Annotated in this window: 8 protein-coding genes and 1 pseudogene; 1 reads left to right on the plus strand and 8 read right to left on the minus strand. The window is 71.9% G+C overall.

Annotation, left to right across the window (positions count from 1 at the left end):
* Positions 1-71: 71 nt before the first annotated feature.
* From AB0I73_RS07395 to AB0I73_RS07425, 7 genes and pseudogenes are all read right to left on the minus strand, one after another.
* A complete protein-coding gene (locus AB0I73_RS07395) occupies positions 72-1,934 on the minus strand; it encodes a GMC family oxidoreductase (protein ID WP_363034710.1) in 1,863 nt (620 codons plus the stop codon).
* Between the two features lie 56 nt (positions 1,935-1,990).
* Positions 1,991-3,607, minus strand: coding sequence for a succinic semialdehyde dehydrogenase (locus tag AB0I73_RS07400; RefSeq protein WP_363034712.1), 1,617 nt, complete (start codon positions 3,605-3,607; stop codon positions 1,991-1,993).
* A 121-nt stretch (positions 3,608-3,728) separates the two neighbouring features.
* A complete protein-coding gene (locus AB0I73_RS07405; protein ID WP_363034714.1) occupies positions 3,729-5,522 on the minus strand; it encodes a serine/threonine-protein kinase in 1,794 nt (597 codons plus the stop codon).
* Positions 5,523-5,831: 309 nt separating this feature from the next.
* Positions 5,832-7,004 (minus strand): annotated as a pseudogene (locus AB0I73_RS07410) (serine/threonine-protein kinase); the annotation flags it as partial.
* A 63-nt stretch (positions 7,005-7,067) separates the two neighbouring features.
* Entirely contained in the window at positions 7,068-8,714 is a 1,647-nt protein-coding gene (locus AB0I73_RS07415) for a serine/threonine-protein kinase (RefSeq protein ID WP_363034803.1), read from the minus strand.
* A 192-nt stretch (positions 8,715-8,906) separates the two neighbouring features.
* Positions 8,907-11,492 carry a protein kinase gene (locus AB0I73_RS07420; protein WP_363034716.1) on the minus strand — a complete coding sequence of 862 codons (2,586 nt, stop codon included), beginning with the start codon at positions 11,490-11,492 and terminating at the stop codon, positions 8,907-8,909.
* Between the two features lie 153 nt (positions 11,493-11,645).
* Entirely contained in the window at positions 11,646-13,763 is a 2,118-nt protein-coding gene (locus tag AB0I73_RS07425; RefSeq protein WP_363034718.1) for a protein kinase, read from the minus strand.
* 171 nt (positions 13,764-13,934) lie between these two features.
* On the opposite strand from AB0I73_RS07425, the gene AB0I73_RS07430 reads away from it, so the two are divergent.
* On the plus strand, positions 13,935-14,978 hold the full coding sequence (locus AB0I73_RS07430) for a serine hydrolase domain-containing protein (RefSeq protein ID WP_363034720.1): 1,044 nt from the start codon (positions 13,935-13,937) through the stop codon (positions 14,976-14,978).
* Positions 14,979-15,062: 84 nt separating this feature from the next.
* On the opposite strand, the gene AB0I73_RS07435 is transcribed toward AB0I73_RS07430, so the two are convergent.
* Positions 15,063-16,769, minus strand: a complete 1,707-nt coding sequence (locus AB0I73_RS07435) for a glycerol-3-phosphate dehydrogenase/oxidase (protein WP_109377723.1) — start codon at positions 16,767-16,769, stop codon at positions 15,063-15,065.
* Positions 16,770-16,993: the final 224 nt, after the last annotated feature.

Here is a 16,993-nt window from a genome sequence, read left to right on the forward strand (position 1 = left end):
CCTCTTCCCTTCTCCGGATCGCCCGGACCACCCGGACCGTCCGGACCTCCCGACCACTCCGACTGCCGCGGCTACTTCTTCGGCGGCACCGCCGGCATCCCCAGGAACGGCAGCTTCAGCGCGCCGAACGCGTCCGCCGGGACCGCCGGCGACTTCGGCTCGACCGGCTGGAGCCGTTCATAGGCCGCCTCCTGTTGCGGACGTGGGTCGGGTTCGCCCTTGTTCGGCCAGTACGCCATGGCCCGCTCGGCCTGTGCCGTGATCGTCAGGGACGGGTTCACGCCCAGGTTCGCCGAGACCGCCGCCCCGTCCACGACCGAGATGCCGGGGTGACCGTAGAGGCGGTGGTACGGGTCGATCACGCCGGTGTCCCGGGTGGCGCCGATGGGGCAGCCGCCCAGGAAGTGGGCGGTGAGCGGCATGCCCGACAGCTCGCCGATGTTGGAACCGGCGAACCCGTTGATCTCGGCCGCCAGGGCGGACGCGCCCTCCGTGGCCGCCTTGATCTGCTTGGGGTTGGCGGCGCCGTGGCCCTGCCGCGCGGTGAGCAGCCCGCGGCCCGCCCCGGACGGTTTCAGGTACGTCGTCAGGGAGTTGTCCAACGACTGCATCACCAGGCCGATGATGGTCCGCTCCGACCAGCGCCGGTTGGAGAGCGAACGCACCATCAGCCAGGGGTGCCTCGCCGCGTTGCCCAGCCAGCCCAGCACCCTGGCCGCGCCCGAACCACCGCCCGCGTACGGGACCTGGAGGATCGACAGGCCGCCCATCGAGTTGGAGCCGCGACCGTAACGGACCGGTTCGATATGGGTGTTCTCGTCGGGGTGGATCGACGAGGTGATGGCCACGCCGCGGGTGAAGTCGACCTTGGGTGACCCTGTCGCCTTGCGATAGCGGCGGTCGTCGGTCTGCGCGCCGACCAGCGCCTCGGAGTTGGTACGGGTCAGTTCGCCCAGCCGGTCCGATATGTGCGGGAGCCGTCCGTCGGCCTTCATGCGGTGCAGCAGTGTCTGGGTGCCGTACGTGCCGGCGGCCAGCACGACGCGGCGGGCCCGGAAGGTCCGCCCGCCGCCCTTGCGGCGGTCGCGGCGGTTTTCGGTGGGGAGCGTGGCGACGGCGAATCCGCCCCGCGGGTCCTCCGTCACCGACACGGCCGTCGTCATGGGGTGGACGACCGCGCCCGCCTTCTCGGCGAGGTGGAGGTAGTTCTCGTTGAGGGTGTTCTTCGCGCCGTGCCGGCAACCGGTCATGCACTCGCCGCATTCGGTACAGGCCCGGCGCGCGGGTCCCGCCCCGCCGAAGTACGGGTCGGCCACCTCCCGCCCCGGCTTCGCCCGCACCGTGCCGTCGGCGTCCTCGCCGTCGCCGAAGAAGACGCCGACCGGGGCCATGTGGAAGGTGTCGCCCACGCCCATCCGCTCGGCCGCCGCCTTCAGGTGCACGTCGGACGGGGTCGTCGTCGGGTTGAGCCGTACGCCCAGCATGCGCCGCGCCTGGTCGTAGTACGGCTTCAGCTCGTCCTGCCAGTCGGTGATGTCGCGCCACTGCGGGTCGTCGAAGAAGGGTCTGGGCGGCACGTAGAGGGTGTTGGCGTAGTTGAGGGAGCCGCCGCCGACGCCCGCGCCGGCCAGGACCATCACGTTGCCCAGCAGATGGATGCGCTGGATGCCGTACATGCCGAGCCTGGGGGCCCACAGGTAGTTCCTCAGGTCCCAGGAGTTCTTCGGCAGGGAGTCGCGGGTGAAGCGGCGGCCCGCTTCCAGTACGCCGACGCGGTAGCCCTTCTCGGTCAGGCGCAGGGCCGTGACGGAACCGCCGAAGCCCGAGCCGACGACGAGGACGTCGTAGTCGTACGCGGTGTCATGCGCCGTGCCGTGCGGCGTTTCGTCCTCGTGTTCGTCGTTCCGTTCCTGGACGGAGTTCTCCTGTGACACGTGCTCTCCTCGTCGAAGGCTGCGGCGCCGGCTCGGCCCGGTCGGGGTGGGGCGGGCTAGCGGAAACGGAATGCCTTCATCAGACGCAGGCTCCGGCTCATGAACTCCGCGTACCGCTCGTCGTCCAGGCCGAGGGAGGGAGCCATCGGCAGCAGCCGCTGGTGCGCGACGGTCTGGGCCTCCGTGTACTTGAGGATGCCCTCGGCGCCGTGCCGGCGGCCGAGACCGGAGTCCTTCATGCCGCCCATCGGCGACTGGGCGCTGCCGTAGGCGGGCGCGTACCCCTCGTTGATGTTGACCGTGCCGGTGCGCAGCCGGCCGGCCACCTCGCGGCCGCGCCGGGCGTCCTTCGTCCAGACCGAGGCGTTCAGGCCGTACGGGGTGGAGTTGGCGCGTTCGACGGCCTCGTCGTCGGAGCCGAAGCGGTAGAGGGAGACGACCGGGCCGAAGGTCTCCTCCGCGCAGACGGTCATGGACTCCTCGACGCCGTCGAGGATGGTCGGCTCGTAGAAGTACGGCCCGACGTCCGGCCGGGCCGTGCCGCCCGCGATCACCTTGGCGCCCTTGGCGACGGCGTCCTCCACGTGCCGGGTGACGGCGTCCAGCTGGCGTTCGCCGACCAGGGAGCCCATGTCGGCGCCGTAGCTCAGGGAAGTGCCGAGGCGGATCGCGCGGGTCCGGGCGGCGAAGCGGTCCAGGAAGGCGTCGGCGACCGACTCGTGGACGTACAGCCGCTCGATGGAGATGCAGAGCTGGCCCGCGGAGGAGAAGCAGGCGCGGACGGCGCCGGCGGCGGCCTTGTCCAGGTCGGCGTCCTCCAGGACCAGCATGGCGTTCTTGCCGCCGAGCTCGAGGGAGACGCCGACCAGGCGGGCGGCGGCGCTCCGGGCGACCTCGCGGCCGGTGCGGGTGGAGCCGGTGAAGGAGACGTAGTCGGCGTGCCGGACGACCTCCGGACCGACGACCGGCCCCTCGCCGAGCACGACCTGGAAGACGTCGGCGGGCAGTCCGGCCTCGATCAGCAGGTCACGGGCCCAGAGCGCGGTGAGGCAGGTCTCCGTGTCGGGCTTCATCACGACCGCGTTGCCCGCGACGAACGCCGGGAGCGCGTCGCCGACGGACAGTTCGAGCGGGTAGTTCCAGGGCGCGATCTGGCCGACGACACCGCGCGGGTGACGCAGTTCGGTGACCTTCGTGAGGGCCGGAACGGCACCCGCGTGGCGCTTGGGCCGCAGATACGCGGCGGCCCGGCGGCCGTAGTGACGGGCGGCGACGGCGACGGCCTGGACCTCCTCGTGGGCGTGCAGGCGGGCCTTGCCGGTCTCCAGCTGGATCAGGTCGAGCACCTCGGCCTGGCGTTCGAGCACCAGGTCGTGGAACCGGAGCAGAACGGCGGCGCGCCGCCGTACCGGGATCTGCGCCCACACGGCCTGGGCGGTGCGGGCCGCCTCGAAGGCCCGCTCCACGTCCTCGGGGGTCGACTCGGGGAGGTCCGCCAGCTTCCGGCCGGTGAAGGGCGTGTGGTTGGCGGTCCGCCCGGAACCGACGACGCCCTTGGTGAGCTGGGCGACCAGTTCGGGAGTGACCACGTCGGCCGCGGTGCGGGCGCCCGCCGGGGCGGGGGCGAGAGGGTTGGTGCCGGTGGTGTCCGGGGTGGTCTGCACGTCCGTCATGAGCCGCAGGGTATGCCCACGCGGACGCTTTGTGTACCCGCCGGTAACAGATTCACGGACCACTCACAGACCACGCCAGTGAACGCTGGCAACAAACCCGCTGATCAGGACGTTGATCGGTTCAGGGTTCGTCGACCGGCTCCTCGGCGGACTTCTTGGCGGACTCCTCGACCTCCAGGTTGTCGATCACGGTCTGCGCCACCTCACGCCCGCGCTCCGTGAAGTCGCCCTTGCCCGGGTAGCTGATGGTGAGCTTGTACATGTCCTCGGCGGAGGTCATGTAGTAGAAGATCCGCATCTCGCGCGGGCGGGGGTTCTGGCTGTCGTCCGTGGTGTAGACGACGGTGTTCTCCGCGGCCGGCTTCCCCTTGTGGGTGAGCTTGGGCTTCGGGTCCGTCGTCGGGTTCTCCGGCATGTCGAGGGAGTAGTTGCCGCTCTCCTTGAAGCGCTTGTTGTCGTCGTACATCTCGGCGTCGGCGGACCCCTCGATGTCGTTACCGGTGTCCTCGGCCTTCCGCTCGAGTGTCAGACCGACCCAGATGCTGCCGCTGTGGTCCGTGTACCTGACCCAGTGGTCCTGGTCCGTCTTCCGGTCGGGCACGGACCTCTGATAGCCCTTCGGCACCGACACGGACGCCGCGACGTCCTCCTCCTTGTGGGTCTCCCAGCCGTCCGGCAGCGGGCCCGCGAAGGGGTCCGCGATCACCAGGTACGCGGCCACCGCTCCGGCGACGACCGCCGTCCCCAGACCGGCCAGCGTCCTGTAACCGATTCGAACGCCACCCTTGCCGCCGGAAGCGGGCCCGGACCCGTCGCCGAAGCCCGGGGAGTGGACGACCTGCGTGGGCGGGGGCACGGGCGGGTTGACCACTGCTTCCAGCAGCACTCGGACCTGCGCGGCGTTCGGGCGGTGCACCGGGTCCTTCTGCAGCAGTCCGGTGATGACCTCGGCCAGCGGCCCCTTCGCGGCGGCCGGCGGCGCGGGCGCGGCGTTGAGGATGGACTGGAGTGTCGCGGGCGTGTTGCTGCGGCGGAACGGCGAGACCCCCTCCGTGGCCGCGTACAGCACGACGCCGAGGGACCACAGGTCGGAGGCGGGGCCGGGGCGCTGGCCCAACACCCGCTCCGGCGCGATGTACTCGGGCGAACCGACGAAGCCGCCGGTGTCGGTCAGGTTGGTCTCGCCCTCGATCTGGGCGATGCCGAAGTCGGTGAGGACGACCCGGTCGTACCGGCCGAGCAGCACGTTGTCCGGCTTCACGTCCCGGTGCAGGATGCCGGCCGCGTGCGCGGCCTCCAGCGCGCCGAGCACCTCCAGGCCGACCCTGGCCGCCTCGCGCGCGGAGAGGGTGCCCTCCTCCTGCAGTACGGCACCCAGCGAGCGGCCCTGCACCAGCTCCATCACGATCCACGGCTGTCCGTCCACGACCGCGACGTCATGGACGTTGACCACCGCCGGGTGGTCGAGCCGGGCCGCGGCACGGGCCTCGCGGCGCATCCGCTCGAAGGCGTTGGCGCGTTCGCGTTCGCGTTCGGGAAGATGGTCCGGGACGCGGGGCTCCTTGACGGCGACCTCGCGGTCCACCGTCTCGTCCGCGGCACGCCACACCGTGCCCATGCCGCCGTGCCCGAGCTTGGAGAGCAACCGGTAACGACCGGCGATGAGCCGACCGACGCCGGGGTCCTGCGACGGCTGTGAGGAGGGCGGCGGCGAGTGGGGCGGCTGCGGCGGCGGTCCCTGCCGGGTGTGCGCCTGTGGCGGCACCACCTGCGTGGGGGACGCGTACGGGTTGTCGGGATGCGGCATGGCCGCGGTCGGGTTCGGAACCCGGCCCGGGTTCGGGGTCGGCGGTTGCAGATCAAAACTCGTCGGCTCGTCTACTCCGCCGTGGCGGGCTCCCCCGTGGCTGCTCATGCTCCATCCATATCGCGCCAACCCCTCACGGAGCCACTTCGAACACCGTCCGGTCACAGACCCGTGACTCCGCCTGCGGCTTATCTCCCGTTTACGCCACTATGCGGCCGGTGACGTCGCGTCGGACGTCACACCGGACGGCGTATCGGACGGTGCGTCGGGCGACGTATCGGACGTGACGGACGCGCCGGGAGCCGTGGGGACGGTCGTGGGAGGCACCGCTGTGGGAGACACCGTGGCCGACGGGTGACCCGTGCGGGACGGGCGTGGTGTATCGGACGGACGGGGTTCGGGGGACTGGCTCGCGGGCGTCCGCGGTCCCGTGCTGGACGGCGTACCGCCTCCTCCGCCTCCGCTCCCGTCACCGTCATGGTCCAGGAGCAGCGCCGCCGCGGACACCCCGGCGCCCGCCATCGCGGCGACGGCCAGCGCGGCCACGAGCACGCTCCGCGTGGGCTGTCGGGCCGGGCGTTCCCCGGCGAGGCCGTCGGCCGGGGAACGCCCGGCCCATCCTCCGGCAACTCCTTCCCCGGCCCCGCTTCCGCCGGCCGCCCCTGCCCCGCCGGCCGCCCGCCCCCCGGCCTCCGCCGCCACGGCGTACCCGAGCGGCGGGTGCTCCGGTGTGCGGCCCGTCTCGCGGAAGGCCCGCAGCATCCCCTCGGCCCGGTCCGCGTCCAGCCGTCGGTCGGGGTCGCGCTCCAGCAGGCCTCGTACGACGGGCAGGATCGGACCGGCCTGCGCGGGCGGCCGTATCTCCTCGGTCACGACCGCGTGCACGACCCCGCCGATCGAGTCCCGGCGGAACGGCGACTCACCGCTGAGCACCGTGCACAGCAGGGCGCCGAGCGACCACAGGTCGGACTCGGGGCCGGTCCTGGCCCCGGACATCCGCTCGGGGGCGGTGTACTCGGGCGAGCCGACGAAGGAACCGGACTCGGTGAGCGTGGTGGCCCCCGCCACCTGGGCGATCCCGAAGTCGGTGAGGACGACCCGGTCGGTGCCGCGCTCCAGCAGCACGTTCGCGGGTTTGAGGTCACGGTGCAGGACACCCGCCGTGTGGGCGCCACGGAGCGCGCCGAGCAGGTCGATGCCGATGCGCGCGGCCTCCGCGGCGTCGACCGGGCCCCGCGTGGCGATACGGTCGGCCAGCGATCCGCCGTCGATCAACTCCAGGACGATGTACGGACGTTCGTCGTCCTCGACGACATCGTGGACGACGATGATGTGCGGGTGGCTCAACTGGGCGAGCGCGCGTGCCTCACGGAGCGTACGGTCCCGCTGCCGCCGGGCCTCCGCCGCGGAGAGCGTCTCGTCGAGGGGGAGTTCCTTGACGGCGACGTCACGCCCGAGTAATTGGTCGGTCGCCCGCCACACCACGCTCATGCCACCGCGGCCGAGTCTCTCCTCCAGCCGGTAACGTCCCGCTATGACACGGGCGTTGTTCCGTGCCGTCCCGTTTCCGGGCTCCCCCTCGGTCCCCATGGGCCCATCATGCCCCACCGGATGTGTTCCCTCCGGTAGGCCTATTCGGCCAAGCGCGCCCGGCTACTGAGGTTCGCGCCACCCCTGCAGGATCGTTTCGAACTGCTTGCTCGTCGTGGCCCAGTCCTCGGCCGGGGCCGCCATGTAGAGCGCGTACTCAACCCCGTCGCGCGAGAGGTACATCTGGTCGACGGCCCGGTACGACCCCGGGAACTCCGTGTCCTTGGGCAGCGCTGTCCAGGAGTACTCGAGCCGCGCGCTCTTGCGGTCGCGGTAGACGCGGCGCTCCAGACCCACCTGCCGGTAGTCGACCAGCCGTTGTCCTATCTGCTGGTCCAGGTCTCTCAGGTGCTCGTACGGATCGTCGAAGTCGGGGGATTCGTCGGCGGCGATACGGATGAAGTGCTTGCCACCGTCGGGCGTGTAGTCGACCTGGCGGGTCTCCTCGTCGAAGACGACCCGCTCCCAGTCCTCGCCGGGCAGGACGATGCTGAAGCCGAAGGGATCGGTGCGGCGCACCCAGCCCTCCGGCAGGCCGTCCGTCTGCTCGGTGTCGTCGCCCGTACCACTGGTCGCGTCGGGCGTGGTCGTGCCGAAAGGCGCCGCCGAAGTACCGCCACCGCCCTGTGCGTTGCCCTCACCCTCGTGCAGCAGCACCGCGGCGCTCCCGCCGGCGAGTGCGGCCAGGACCACGACCAGGGCGATCAGGCGCGGGCGTCCGCGCCGCCGGGTTCCGGCGGCCACGGCCGTGGAAGGCGGCTGGACGGCCGTGGCACCCACACCCGCCTCGGGCCCGTACGGCGTCGGCACGGGTGCAGGTGCAGGTGCAGGTGTAGGTGCGGGTGCGGGTGTGCCGACGGCCTGCGTCGGCACGTACGTCTGCGCCGAGTTCGGCCGACGCCCCTCCGCGGCCTCGGCGAGCATCTGCTCGGTCGCCGCCGCGTCGGGCCGCATGGCCGGATCCTTGCGCAGGAGTGCGCTGATGACGGGTGCGAGCGGGCCGGCGTACCGCGGCTCACCGGCCTCCTCCTCGACGACCGCCTGCATGGTGGTCAGCGGGGACGTCCGGCGGAACGGTGATCTGCCCTCCACCGCCGTGTACAGCGTGGCGCCGAGCGCCCAGAGGTCGGAGGAGGGTCCGGGGTCCTGGCCGCGGATGCGCTCGGGTGCGAGGTAGTCGACCGAGCCGACGACCTCTCCGGTCCGGGTGATCGCCGTGTCACCCTCTATCTGCGCGATGCCGAAGTCGGTGAGCAGCACGCGTCCGTCGCCACCGAGGAGCACGTTGCCGGGCTTGACGTCACGGTGCACCACACCGGCGGCGTGCGCGGCCCGCAGGGCGCGCAGCACCCACAGGCCGATCCGTGCCGCCTCACGGGGCTCGACACGCTCCCGCTCCTTCACGGCGTCGGCGAGCGAGTGGCCTTCGACCAGCTCCATGACGATCCACGGGCGGCCGTCGTGCTCCAGTACGTCGTGCACCGTGACGACCGCGGAGTGGTTGATCCGTGCCGCCGCGCGCGCCTCGGCGCGGGTGCGCGCCAGCAGCGTGGCCTGCTCGCTGTCGGAGACGTAGAGAGCGGCGGTCAGCTCCTTGACCGCGACGGATCGGTGCAGCACCTCGTCATGCGCGCGCCACACCCGGCCCATCCCACCGTTGCCGATGGCTTCGCCCAGCCGGTAGCGGCCCGCGACGAGCCGATCCTGTATCTCATTCACCTTGCCCCGCAATGGTCTTGACAACGTCAGGGTAGGTACCCGGGTCGGCCCTGGGAACCGAAGGGGGGCCATGGAGACCGCACTGTGATGGTTGTCGCTGTGCGGGACGGGAGGCAACCGAAGCACCTGCGGAGGCGTGCGGCCCTCGGGGGCCTCCCTGCCGCTTCCTCGCCGCTTCCCCGGTCAGCCGGTGAACCGGTACGTCGTCGACGCCTGCTCGAACAGCCGGCTCACCTCGTCCCGTTCGCCCTCCGGGCCACGCACCTGTACGACGTGGTACCGGCCGTCGATCAGCGTCGCGAGGTTACGGACGTACAGCTCGCCCCCGTCGCCGCCGGTCCATGTGAACTGTCCCTCGGCCATGGTTCGTCCGCCCACCTCGATGGTCTTCAGCCCGGTGGACGTGGCCCAGCTGGAATCGCGGTACGGCTGGAGCTCACGCTCGTCGTCTCGCTGATAGGCCATCGGATCGTCGCCGTACCGCGAGGCACTGTCCCGGCCCGGTACGACGATCAACTCGAAGTCGCCGCTGGAGTAGACGACCTGGCCGCTGCCGTTCTTCCCGGTGCGCTGCCAGCCCTCGGCGACGGCGACCCGGAAACCCTCCGGGTCCTCGCGCAGGGTGAAGCCCTCGGCGGCGCCGGGGCCGGTGGTCTGCGTCTCGTTGGACGCGGCCGACTCCTCGGCGCCACCCTTCGGGTTCTTCGAGTCGTCCGGTTTCGTCGAGGAGTCGCCGACGCCCGGCGCTCCGCCGGCCTCCCGCGACGGAGATGCCTCACCGACCTCTCCGGAGGCGCCGGTACGGTCGGCCGTACCCGCGCCTCCGGTCTCCTCTCCGGCCTTCGGCATGAACAGGACGGCGTACGCGATCGCCGCGGCCATGGCGAACAGCACCAGCAGGAGCAGGGTGCGGCCCAGCCGTCGCGGGGAGCCCGACTCCTGTTTGGCCCGCTTGTGCCGTCCGTGGTGCGCGGGCAGTGCGGCGCGGCGTCTGCGCACCAGCTCGCCCCGGCGCCGTACGACGGGCAGACGGCTGGTGTCGACCGGTGGTGCCGCTATGACGTGTACGCCGGCCTCCGGCTCGGGCGCCGACCGCACCAGTGAACGCAGCCAGCCGCGCAACTCCTCGAAGTCCAGCCGCTCGGTGGGGTCCTGACGCAGCAGCGACTCCACGACCGGCCTGAGCGGCCCGCACTCCTCGGCGAACGCGGGGGGTTCGGCGCACACCATCTGCACCAGTTCGGCCGTCGACTCCTCCGGGTAGGGCGCGTGGCCCTGCACGGCCCGGAACAGGAGCGCGCCCAGAGCCCACAGATCGGTCGCGGGGCCGATGGGCGCGGCCAGCTGCCAGTTCTCGTGCACGGGCCCGGCCTGCTCCGGTGCCCACCGCTCCGTCACGGGGCCGACGACGGCCATCCGCGCCTGCCGTGCCCGCTCGGCGGCCAGTGCGGTGGTGGGGACCCGGCGCGCGGGTGTGTGGACCGCCGACTCGTCCCAGCGGGCGGGCGGGGTGGCCCCGCCGGACGGGGCGAAGCCTCCCGAGTCCGCCGCACCGGTCGCGGGGCTGAGCGCGGGTGCTGACGTGGAACCGCCGGGCGGCAACGCGGCGTCGGGTCCGCCGCGAGGGGTGGCGCCGGATCCGCCGACGGTTCCCACGCCGTAGGGGTCGGCTACCTGCCCCGGCGGAACCGCCCCGGCCTGCACACCGGTCCCGCCGGTCTGCCCGGCGCCGGGCAGGGCGGCCCGGCCTGTCCGCTGTGCCTCCTGCACCCGGGCGGCGGCGCGGGTGCCCGCCCGGTACGCGGCGATCGCCCCCGCGCGCGCGGCCCTGACGTCTTCGGCGCTGTCGACGGGCCGTGGGGCCGCCGTGGCGGAGGCGCCGTCGGCCGGGTTCGCCGTCCCGCCACCGGGCAACCGGCCGGCCCGCGCCTCGATGGCGGCCCGCCGCGCGGCGTCGGGGTTCGGGTCCGAGTCGGCCGTGAAGCCGGGAGGCCACGACGGAGTGCGCTGCGGAGCCGAAGCGCCCATGCCCGTGCCCGTGGGTGTTACCGGTCCCAGCTCCCCGGTCGCTCCCGCCCCCGGCACCGCGGCATCCGGAACGGGAGTACCCGAGGCGGGAGTGTGCGCGACGAGGGGGTCCTCAGCAGGCACCGGGTCGTACCCGCACAGCGCCTCCTCCGCCGCGCCGACGGCGAGGCCGGTGAGCATCACCCGGCCGTCGTCACAGACCAGCACCGTGCGCGGGGTGATGTTCCGGTGCACCCAGCCATGGGCGTGCAGGACCCGCACCGCCATCAGGACGTCCGAGGCGACCTCGGCCGCCCGGTACGGAGTCAGCGGCTGCTCGGCCAGCAGCGCCGCCAGGGGGCGGGCGGACACCAGTTCGCTGACGATCCACAGGGAACCGCCCTCCGCGAACACGTCGAAGACCTGGTCCAGCCGCGGATGGTCGGGGATGGCCGCCGCGGCCTGCGCGGCCTCGACCGCGCGCCGCGCCACGGGATCGGTGGGCCGTCGTGCGCCCACGCGATCGCCGGTACGTCCGGCGGTCCGCCGGACGCTTCCGTCACGCGCCGTGAAACCGTCGGGCAGCCCCTCCGCGTCGAGCACCTCGGCTTCGACGACTTCCGGCAACGGCACCTGCCTGACCAGGACTTCCTGTCCGCTGTAGGTGTCGAAGGCGCGGGTCTCGGTCAGTTCGTACTCGTCGGAGGGCGGCAGCGGCAGACGGTAGCGATCAGCGAGAACTCGTCCCGCGTATTCGTCCACTGTGCCTCCCCCGGCAGTATGGTCGGTCGGTTCCGCTCGCCCAGCGGCCCGTTCCGGCTGCGTACGGCCCGCGAACACTCACGATACGTGCCGGGGGCAACCCGCAGAGAGGGGATGCCACATCTCACTCCCCGATCAAGCGGTCACCCGTGCTCAGGACTTGGGTTCAAAGGACTGCGTCAGCACCTGCCACGTCTCCTTGCGCTGCCCGCCGTCCCAGTCGGCGGCCTTCGCCGAGTACATCAGCGCATACCCGTACCGGCCGTCGACGACGAACCCCCGGTCGATGGTCCGGTACTTCGTCCCCCCGTCCACGTAGGTGAACTCCCAGTCGGCGGTGTTCCACCCCCGGTAGTCCACCGCCTCTATGCGGATCCTCTTGTACTGCGGACGCACCATGCCGCGTTCCTGGTTCTTCCAGTCGGCCACCGGGTCGCCCTTCGGCGTGGACGTCCAGGCGACGAGGAGCCTCTGTCCGTCGGGCCCGGTGAAGCGGTCCCCGGCCCCGTCCGTCGACCGGTACTTCCAGCCCTCGGGCAGACCGATCGAGTACCCCTGGCTCCCGTTGTGCGTCGCCTTCACCGCCGAGGCGCCCTCGCCGCCCCCGGCCGGATCGTCCGCCGCGCTCTCTTCCGAACCGGCGTCGCCGGATTCCGGTTCCCCTCCCGTGCCGTTTCCCGGGTCCACCGACCCGTTCGCCGCACCGTCGGTACCGGTACCGTCCTCGGCTTTCTTGGTGTCGGCCTCGGCCTCGGTGCCCTCGGCGTTCCTGGTGTCGGCGCTGGGCGCCTGACTGGAGGCGACCTTGTCCGTGCCGCCGCCCTTCGCCCCCGCACCGTTCTCGTCGCCATCGCTGTTGAGCACGATGGCCAGCACGGTACCGAGCACGGCGAGCACCACGACCACCGCGATGACGACCAGCGTCCGCCGCGGCACCACGTCGGTGAGCGACGCTTTCGGCGCGGACCTCGCCGGCAGATCCGGCGGCGCCATCACGGGCCACCCCGAACTCCGCGCTTCCGAAGTCCTGTTGGACGGCCCGCCGGGTGCCGGGTGCGGCGTCGGGCCCGAGTCCGCACCGGAGCCGCGGGTCGAACCCGGTGTCGAGGCCGATCCGGAACCCGAGGGGGACCCCACAGTCGGCCGTCCCTCAGGCCGGGTTCCGGACACCGTGGCCGCAGGGGCCGTGCCGGCCGCCGAACTGCCGGCGTCACTGCCGGACTTGGCGCGTGTCGCCGCCGCGGCACCGGCCGAGCCGGCGGCCACCGCGGCCTTCCGCACGGAACGCATCGCACCGCGCAGCCGTTCCCCGGCCTCCTCGCCCCGCTTGCTTCCACCACCGGCGCGCCCACCGGGCTGTTCGGGCAGCGGCACGACCTTCGTCGCGTCCGCCGGTTCCGGGTCGCTCCGCTTGCCCCCGGGTGCGTGGATCACCGCGCTCAGCATGGCCCGCGCGCGAGTGTCGTCGAGCCGCTGGGCAGGGTCCTTGTTGAGCAGCCCGTAGATGACGTCCCTGAGCGGTCCCGCGTTCCTGGGCTCCTCGAGCGGCTCGGTCATCACCGCCGTGAGCGTCGCGATCGCGGAACCCTTGTCGTACGGCGGCGCACCCTCCACCGCCGCGTACAACAGCCCGCCGAGTGACCACAGATCGGCCGCCGGCCCCGGCTTGTGCCCACGGGCCCGCTCCGGAGAGATGTAGGAGGGGGCGCCGACGAGCATGCCGGTCGAGGTGATGGACGGGTCGCCCTCGACCTGGGCGATGCCGAAGTCGGTGAGCACGACCCGGCCGTCCTCGGCGATCAGCACGTTCGACGGCTTCACGTCCCGGTGCAGAATGCCCTCTCGGTGCGCGGAGCGCAGCACGTCGAGCACCGCGAGCCCGACCTCGGCGGCACGCCGGGGCTCCAGCAGGCCGTCCTCCCGGATGGCTTCGGCCAGCGACTTGCCCTCGACGAGCTCCATCACGATCCAGGGCCGGTCATCCTCCTGGACCACGTCGAAGACCGTCACTGCATTGTTGTTGCGGATCCGCGCGATCGCCTTGGCCTCGCGCAGCGTCCGTGTGATCAGCCGCCGCTTCTCCTCCTCGTCGATGCTCGACGGGAACCGGAGTTCCTTGACGGCGACCGTCCGCCCCAGGGTCTCGTCCACGGCTCGCCACACCGTCCCCATGCCGCCGCGGCCGAGCACATCTCCCAGCCGGTACCGCCCGGCGAGGAGACGTGCGCTCTCGTCCTGACGGGGTGTCCCCGCCCGCTCCGGCTCCGACATGCGTCCCCTCATGCAACCCGCCCTGACAGAGCCTTCATTGTCCCTCACCCGACAAGTGCTCCACGCCCAGGGTGCCCCTGGCGACGCCTCACGCCCGGCGCACCCGGAACCCGGGTGAAGGACATGTTCCGCGGCCTTGCATGATGTCCCTCCGACGAGAGAGGAACCGGGATGCCGCCGCCTCGGACGCTACTGGCCATCGCTGTGTCCGTGGCTTCGCTCGCCCTGCCCCCGACCGCTCCCTCGACTCTGCCGGTCCCGCCGGCGGACGCACTCCTCCCGCTGCTGGTCACACAGGGCGGGGCCCCGGCGGCGGCCCTCCTCGCCCTGGGGGAGGCCGGCCCGCGTTATGCCTCCGCCGGCGAGGGCATCACCCGGGCAGACCACTTCCGTGCCGGCAGCGTCACGAAGACGTTCATCGCGACGGTCGTCCTGCAACTGGCGGACGAGCACCGCCTGTCGCTCTCCGACACCGTGGAGAAACATCTTCCGGGACTGGTGCGAGGAGCGGGCAACGACGGCCGCACGCTGACCCTGCGTTCCCTGCTCAACCACACCAGCGGCCTGTACGACTTCGCCAAGGACACCGGTGGCACCGCCCCCGTCACTCCGCGTCAGGCACTGCGTATCGCACTCACCCACTCCCCGGCCGACCCCGGCCACTTCGCCTACTCGAACACCAACTACGTCCTGCTCGGCCTGGTCGTCGAACACGTCACCGGCCGCTCGTATGCCGCCGAGGCCGAGCGGCGCATCATCTCTCCTTTGCGTCTGACGGGCACCTCCTTCCCCGGCTCCCGCACCTCTCTGCCCTCTCCGCACGGCCGCGCCTACGCCACCGACGGAACCGACGTCACCGAACTCGACCCGCGGGTGGCCGGCGCCGCGGGCGAGTTGGTGACCACGCTCACCGATCTGGACCGCTTCTACGCGAGTCTGCTCGGCGGTGAACTGCTGCCCCCGCGCCAACTGCGCGAGATGCTCGACACCCGCGCCGCAGACGGCTCGTACGGCATGGGCCTGTTCCCCGTGAAGCTTCCGTGCGGCACCACTGTGTGGGGGCACAACGGACACATCTCCGGCAGTTACGTGCGCACCGCGACCACCGCCGACGGCGGGCATGTCCTCACCCTCCGGGTGAACACGGACGCGATGGCGGACCCCGGTCTCGTACCCGCGGTACTCGCGGCCGAGTTCTGCCCCCGCACCTGGTAGAACGCCCGGGTTCCGGACAGAGATCCCAGTCCACGACACTCGTTCGAGTGAAGCTCGAGCGGAAGCACCCCGACTCGCGCCGGCCTACATCGGAACGATGTCCGGCGCTCCCAGCCGTGCCGCGTCCGCCGTCAGGTCGTCCGGCTGACGCTGCGACTCCCGTTCGGCCTCCACCCGCTTCTCGTAGTGCCGCACCTCGCGCTCGATCCGGTCCTTGTCCCAGCCCAGCACCGGCGCCATCAGCTCGGCGGCCTCCCGTGCGCTGCGCGTACCCCGGTCGAACGTCTCGATCGATATGCGGGTGCGCCGGGTCAGCACGTCGTCCAGGTGACGCGCCCCCTCGTGCGAGGCGGCGTAGGTGACCTCGGCGCGCAGGTAGTCGTCGGCCGCCTGCAGCGGTTCGCCCAGCGAGGGGTCCTCGGCGACCAGTTCCAGGACCTCCTCCGCCAGCGTCCCGTACCGGTTCAGCAGGTGCTCGACCCGCACCACATGCAGTCCGGTGCGCGCGGCGATCCGCGCCCGCGCGTTCCACAACGCCCGGTACCCCTCGGCGCCCACCAGCGGTATGTCCTCGGTGACGCAGGCGGCGACGCGTACGTCGAGACCGTGCACGGCCTCGTCCACCGCGTCCTTGGCCATCACCCGGTACGTCGTGTACTTGCCGCCCGCGACCACGACGAGTCCGGGGACGGGATGCGCCACGGTGTGCTCCCGCGACAGCTTGCTGGTGGCGTCGGACTCCCCTGCGAGCAGCGGCCGGAGGCCGGCGTACACGCCCTGGACGTCGTCCCTGGTGAGCGGGACCGCGAGCACCGAGTTCACGTGCTCGAGCAGATAGTCGATGTCCGCGCTGGACGCGGCCGGGTGTGCCTTGTCGAGGTCCCAGCCGGTGTCCGTGGTCCCGACGATCCAGTGCCGGCCCCACGGGATGACGAACAGGACGGACTTCTCCGTGCGCAGGATGAGCCCGGTCGTGGAGTGGATGCGGTCCTTGGGGACGACCAGGTGGATGCCCTTGGAGGCCCGTACGTGGAACTGGCCCCGCTCGCCCACCATCGCCTGGGTGTCGTCGGTCCACACTCCGGTGGCGTTGACGACCTGCTTGGCACGGACCTCGTACTCCCCGCCGCCCTCGACGTCCCGCACCCGGGCGCCGACGACCCGTTCGCCCTCGCGCAGGAAACCGGTCACCCGGGCACGGTTGGCGACTCGCGCGCCGTACGCCGCCGCGGTGCGCACCAGGGTCGCCACGAACCGGGCGTCGTCCATCTGGGCGTCGTAGTACTGCAACGCCCCGACCAGGGCGTCCTTCTTCAAACACGGTGCCACACGCAGTGCGTGACGACGGCTCAGGTGGCGGTGCACGGGGAGCCCGCGTCCGTGCCCGGGGGCCATCGACATGGTGTCGTAGAGCGCGACGCCCGCCCCGGCGTACAGCCGCTCCCAGCCCCTGTGCTGCAACGGGTAGAGGAACGGCACCGGCTTCACCAGATGCGGAGCGAGTTTCTCCAGCAGCAGGCCACGCTCCTTCAATGCCTCCCGTACGAGGGCGAAGTCGAGCATCTCCAGGTAACGCAGACCGCCGTGGATCAGTTTGCTGGACCGGCTGGAGGTGCCCGACGCCCAGTCACGCGCCTCGACCAGACCCGTGGACAGACCACGGGTCACGGCGTCGAGCGCGGTGCCGGCACCCACCACACCGCCGCCCACCACCAGGACGTCCAGCTCACGCTCGGCCATGGATGCGAGTGACTCGGCGCGCTCCGCCGGTCCCAGTGTCGCTGTCCTCACCGCTGCCTCCCGCTCGTCGGTCGCATCGGCCGCACCCGTGGGGCGAAGCCCGGTTCCCCCTCCCTCATGCCCAAATTCTGGCCGGGTTGCCCGACCACAGCCACCGCGTACTCCCAGCCTGTGGACGACCCTCGCGGCGACTCGCCGAAACTCGACCGATCAATACAGCAAATCGGTCATATTTACTCCTAGTCTGACATTGCGCTCGCTCGTTCTGTCCACAG

It is taken from the genome of Streptomyces sp. NPDC050388, assembly GCF_040655635.1.
In the GTDB taxonomy this organism is placed as follows: Bacteria; Actinomycetota; Actinomycetes; order Streptomycetales; family Streptomycetaceae; genus Streptomyces.

Excerpts from the sequence above, each read along its gene's own strand:
- AB0I73_RS07405 (WP_363034714.1), bottom strand. The coding sequence starts at position 5,522 with ATGAGCAGCCACGGGGGAGCCCGCCACGGCGGAGTAGACGAGCCGACG.
- AB0I73_RS07430 (WP_363034720.1), top strand. The coding sequence starts at position 13,935 with ATGCCGCCGCCTCGGACGCTACTGGCCATCGCTGTGTCCGTGGCTTCG.
- AB0I73_RS07400 (WP_363034712.1), bottom strand. The coding sequence starts at position 3,607 with ATGACGGACGTGCAGACCACCCCGGACACCACCGGCACCAACCCTCTC.
- AB0I73_RS07425 (WP_363034718.1), bottom strand. The coding sequence starts at position 13,763 with ATGTCGGAGCCGGAGCGGGCGGGGACACCCCGTCAGGACGAGAGCGCA.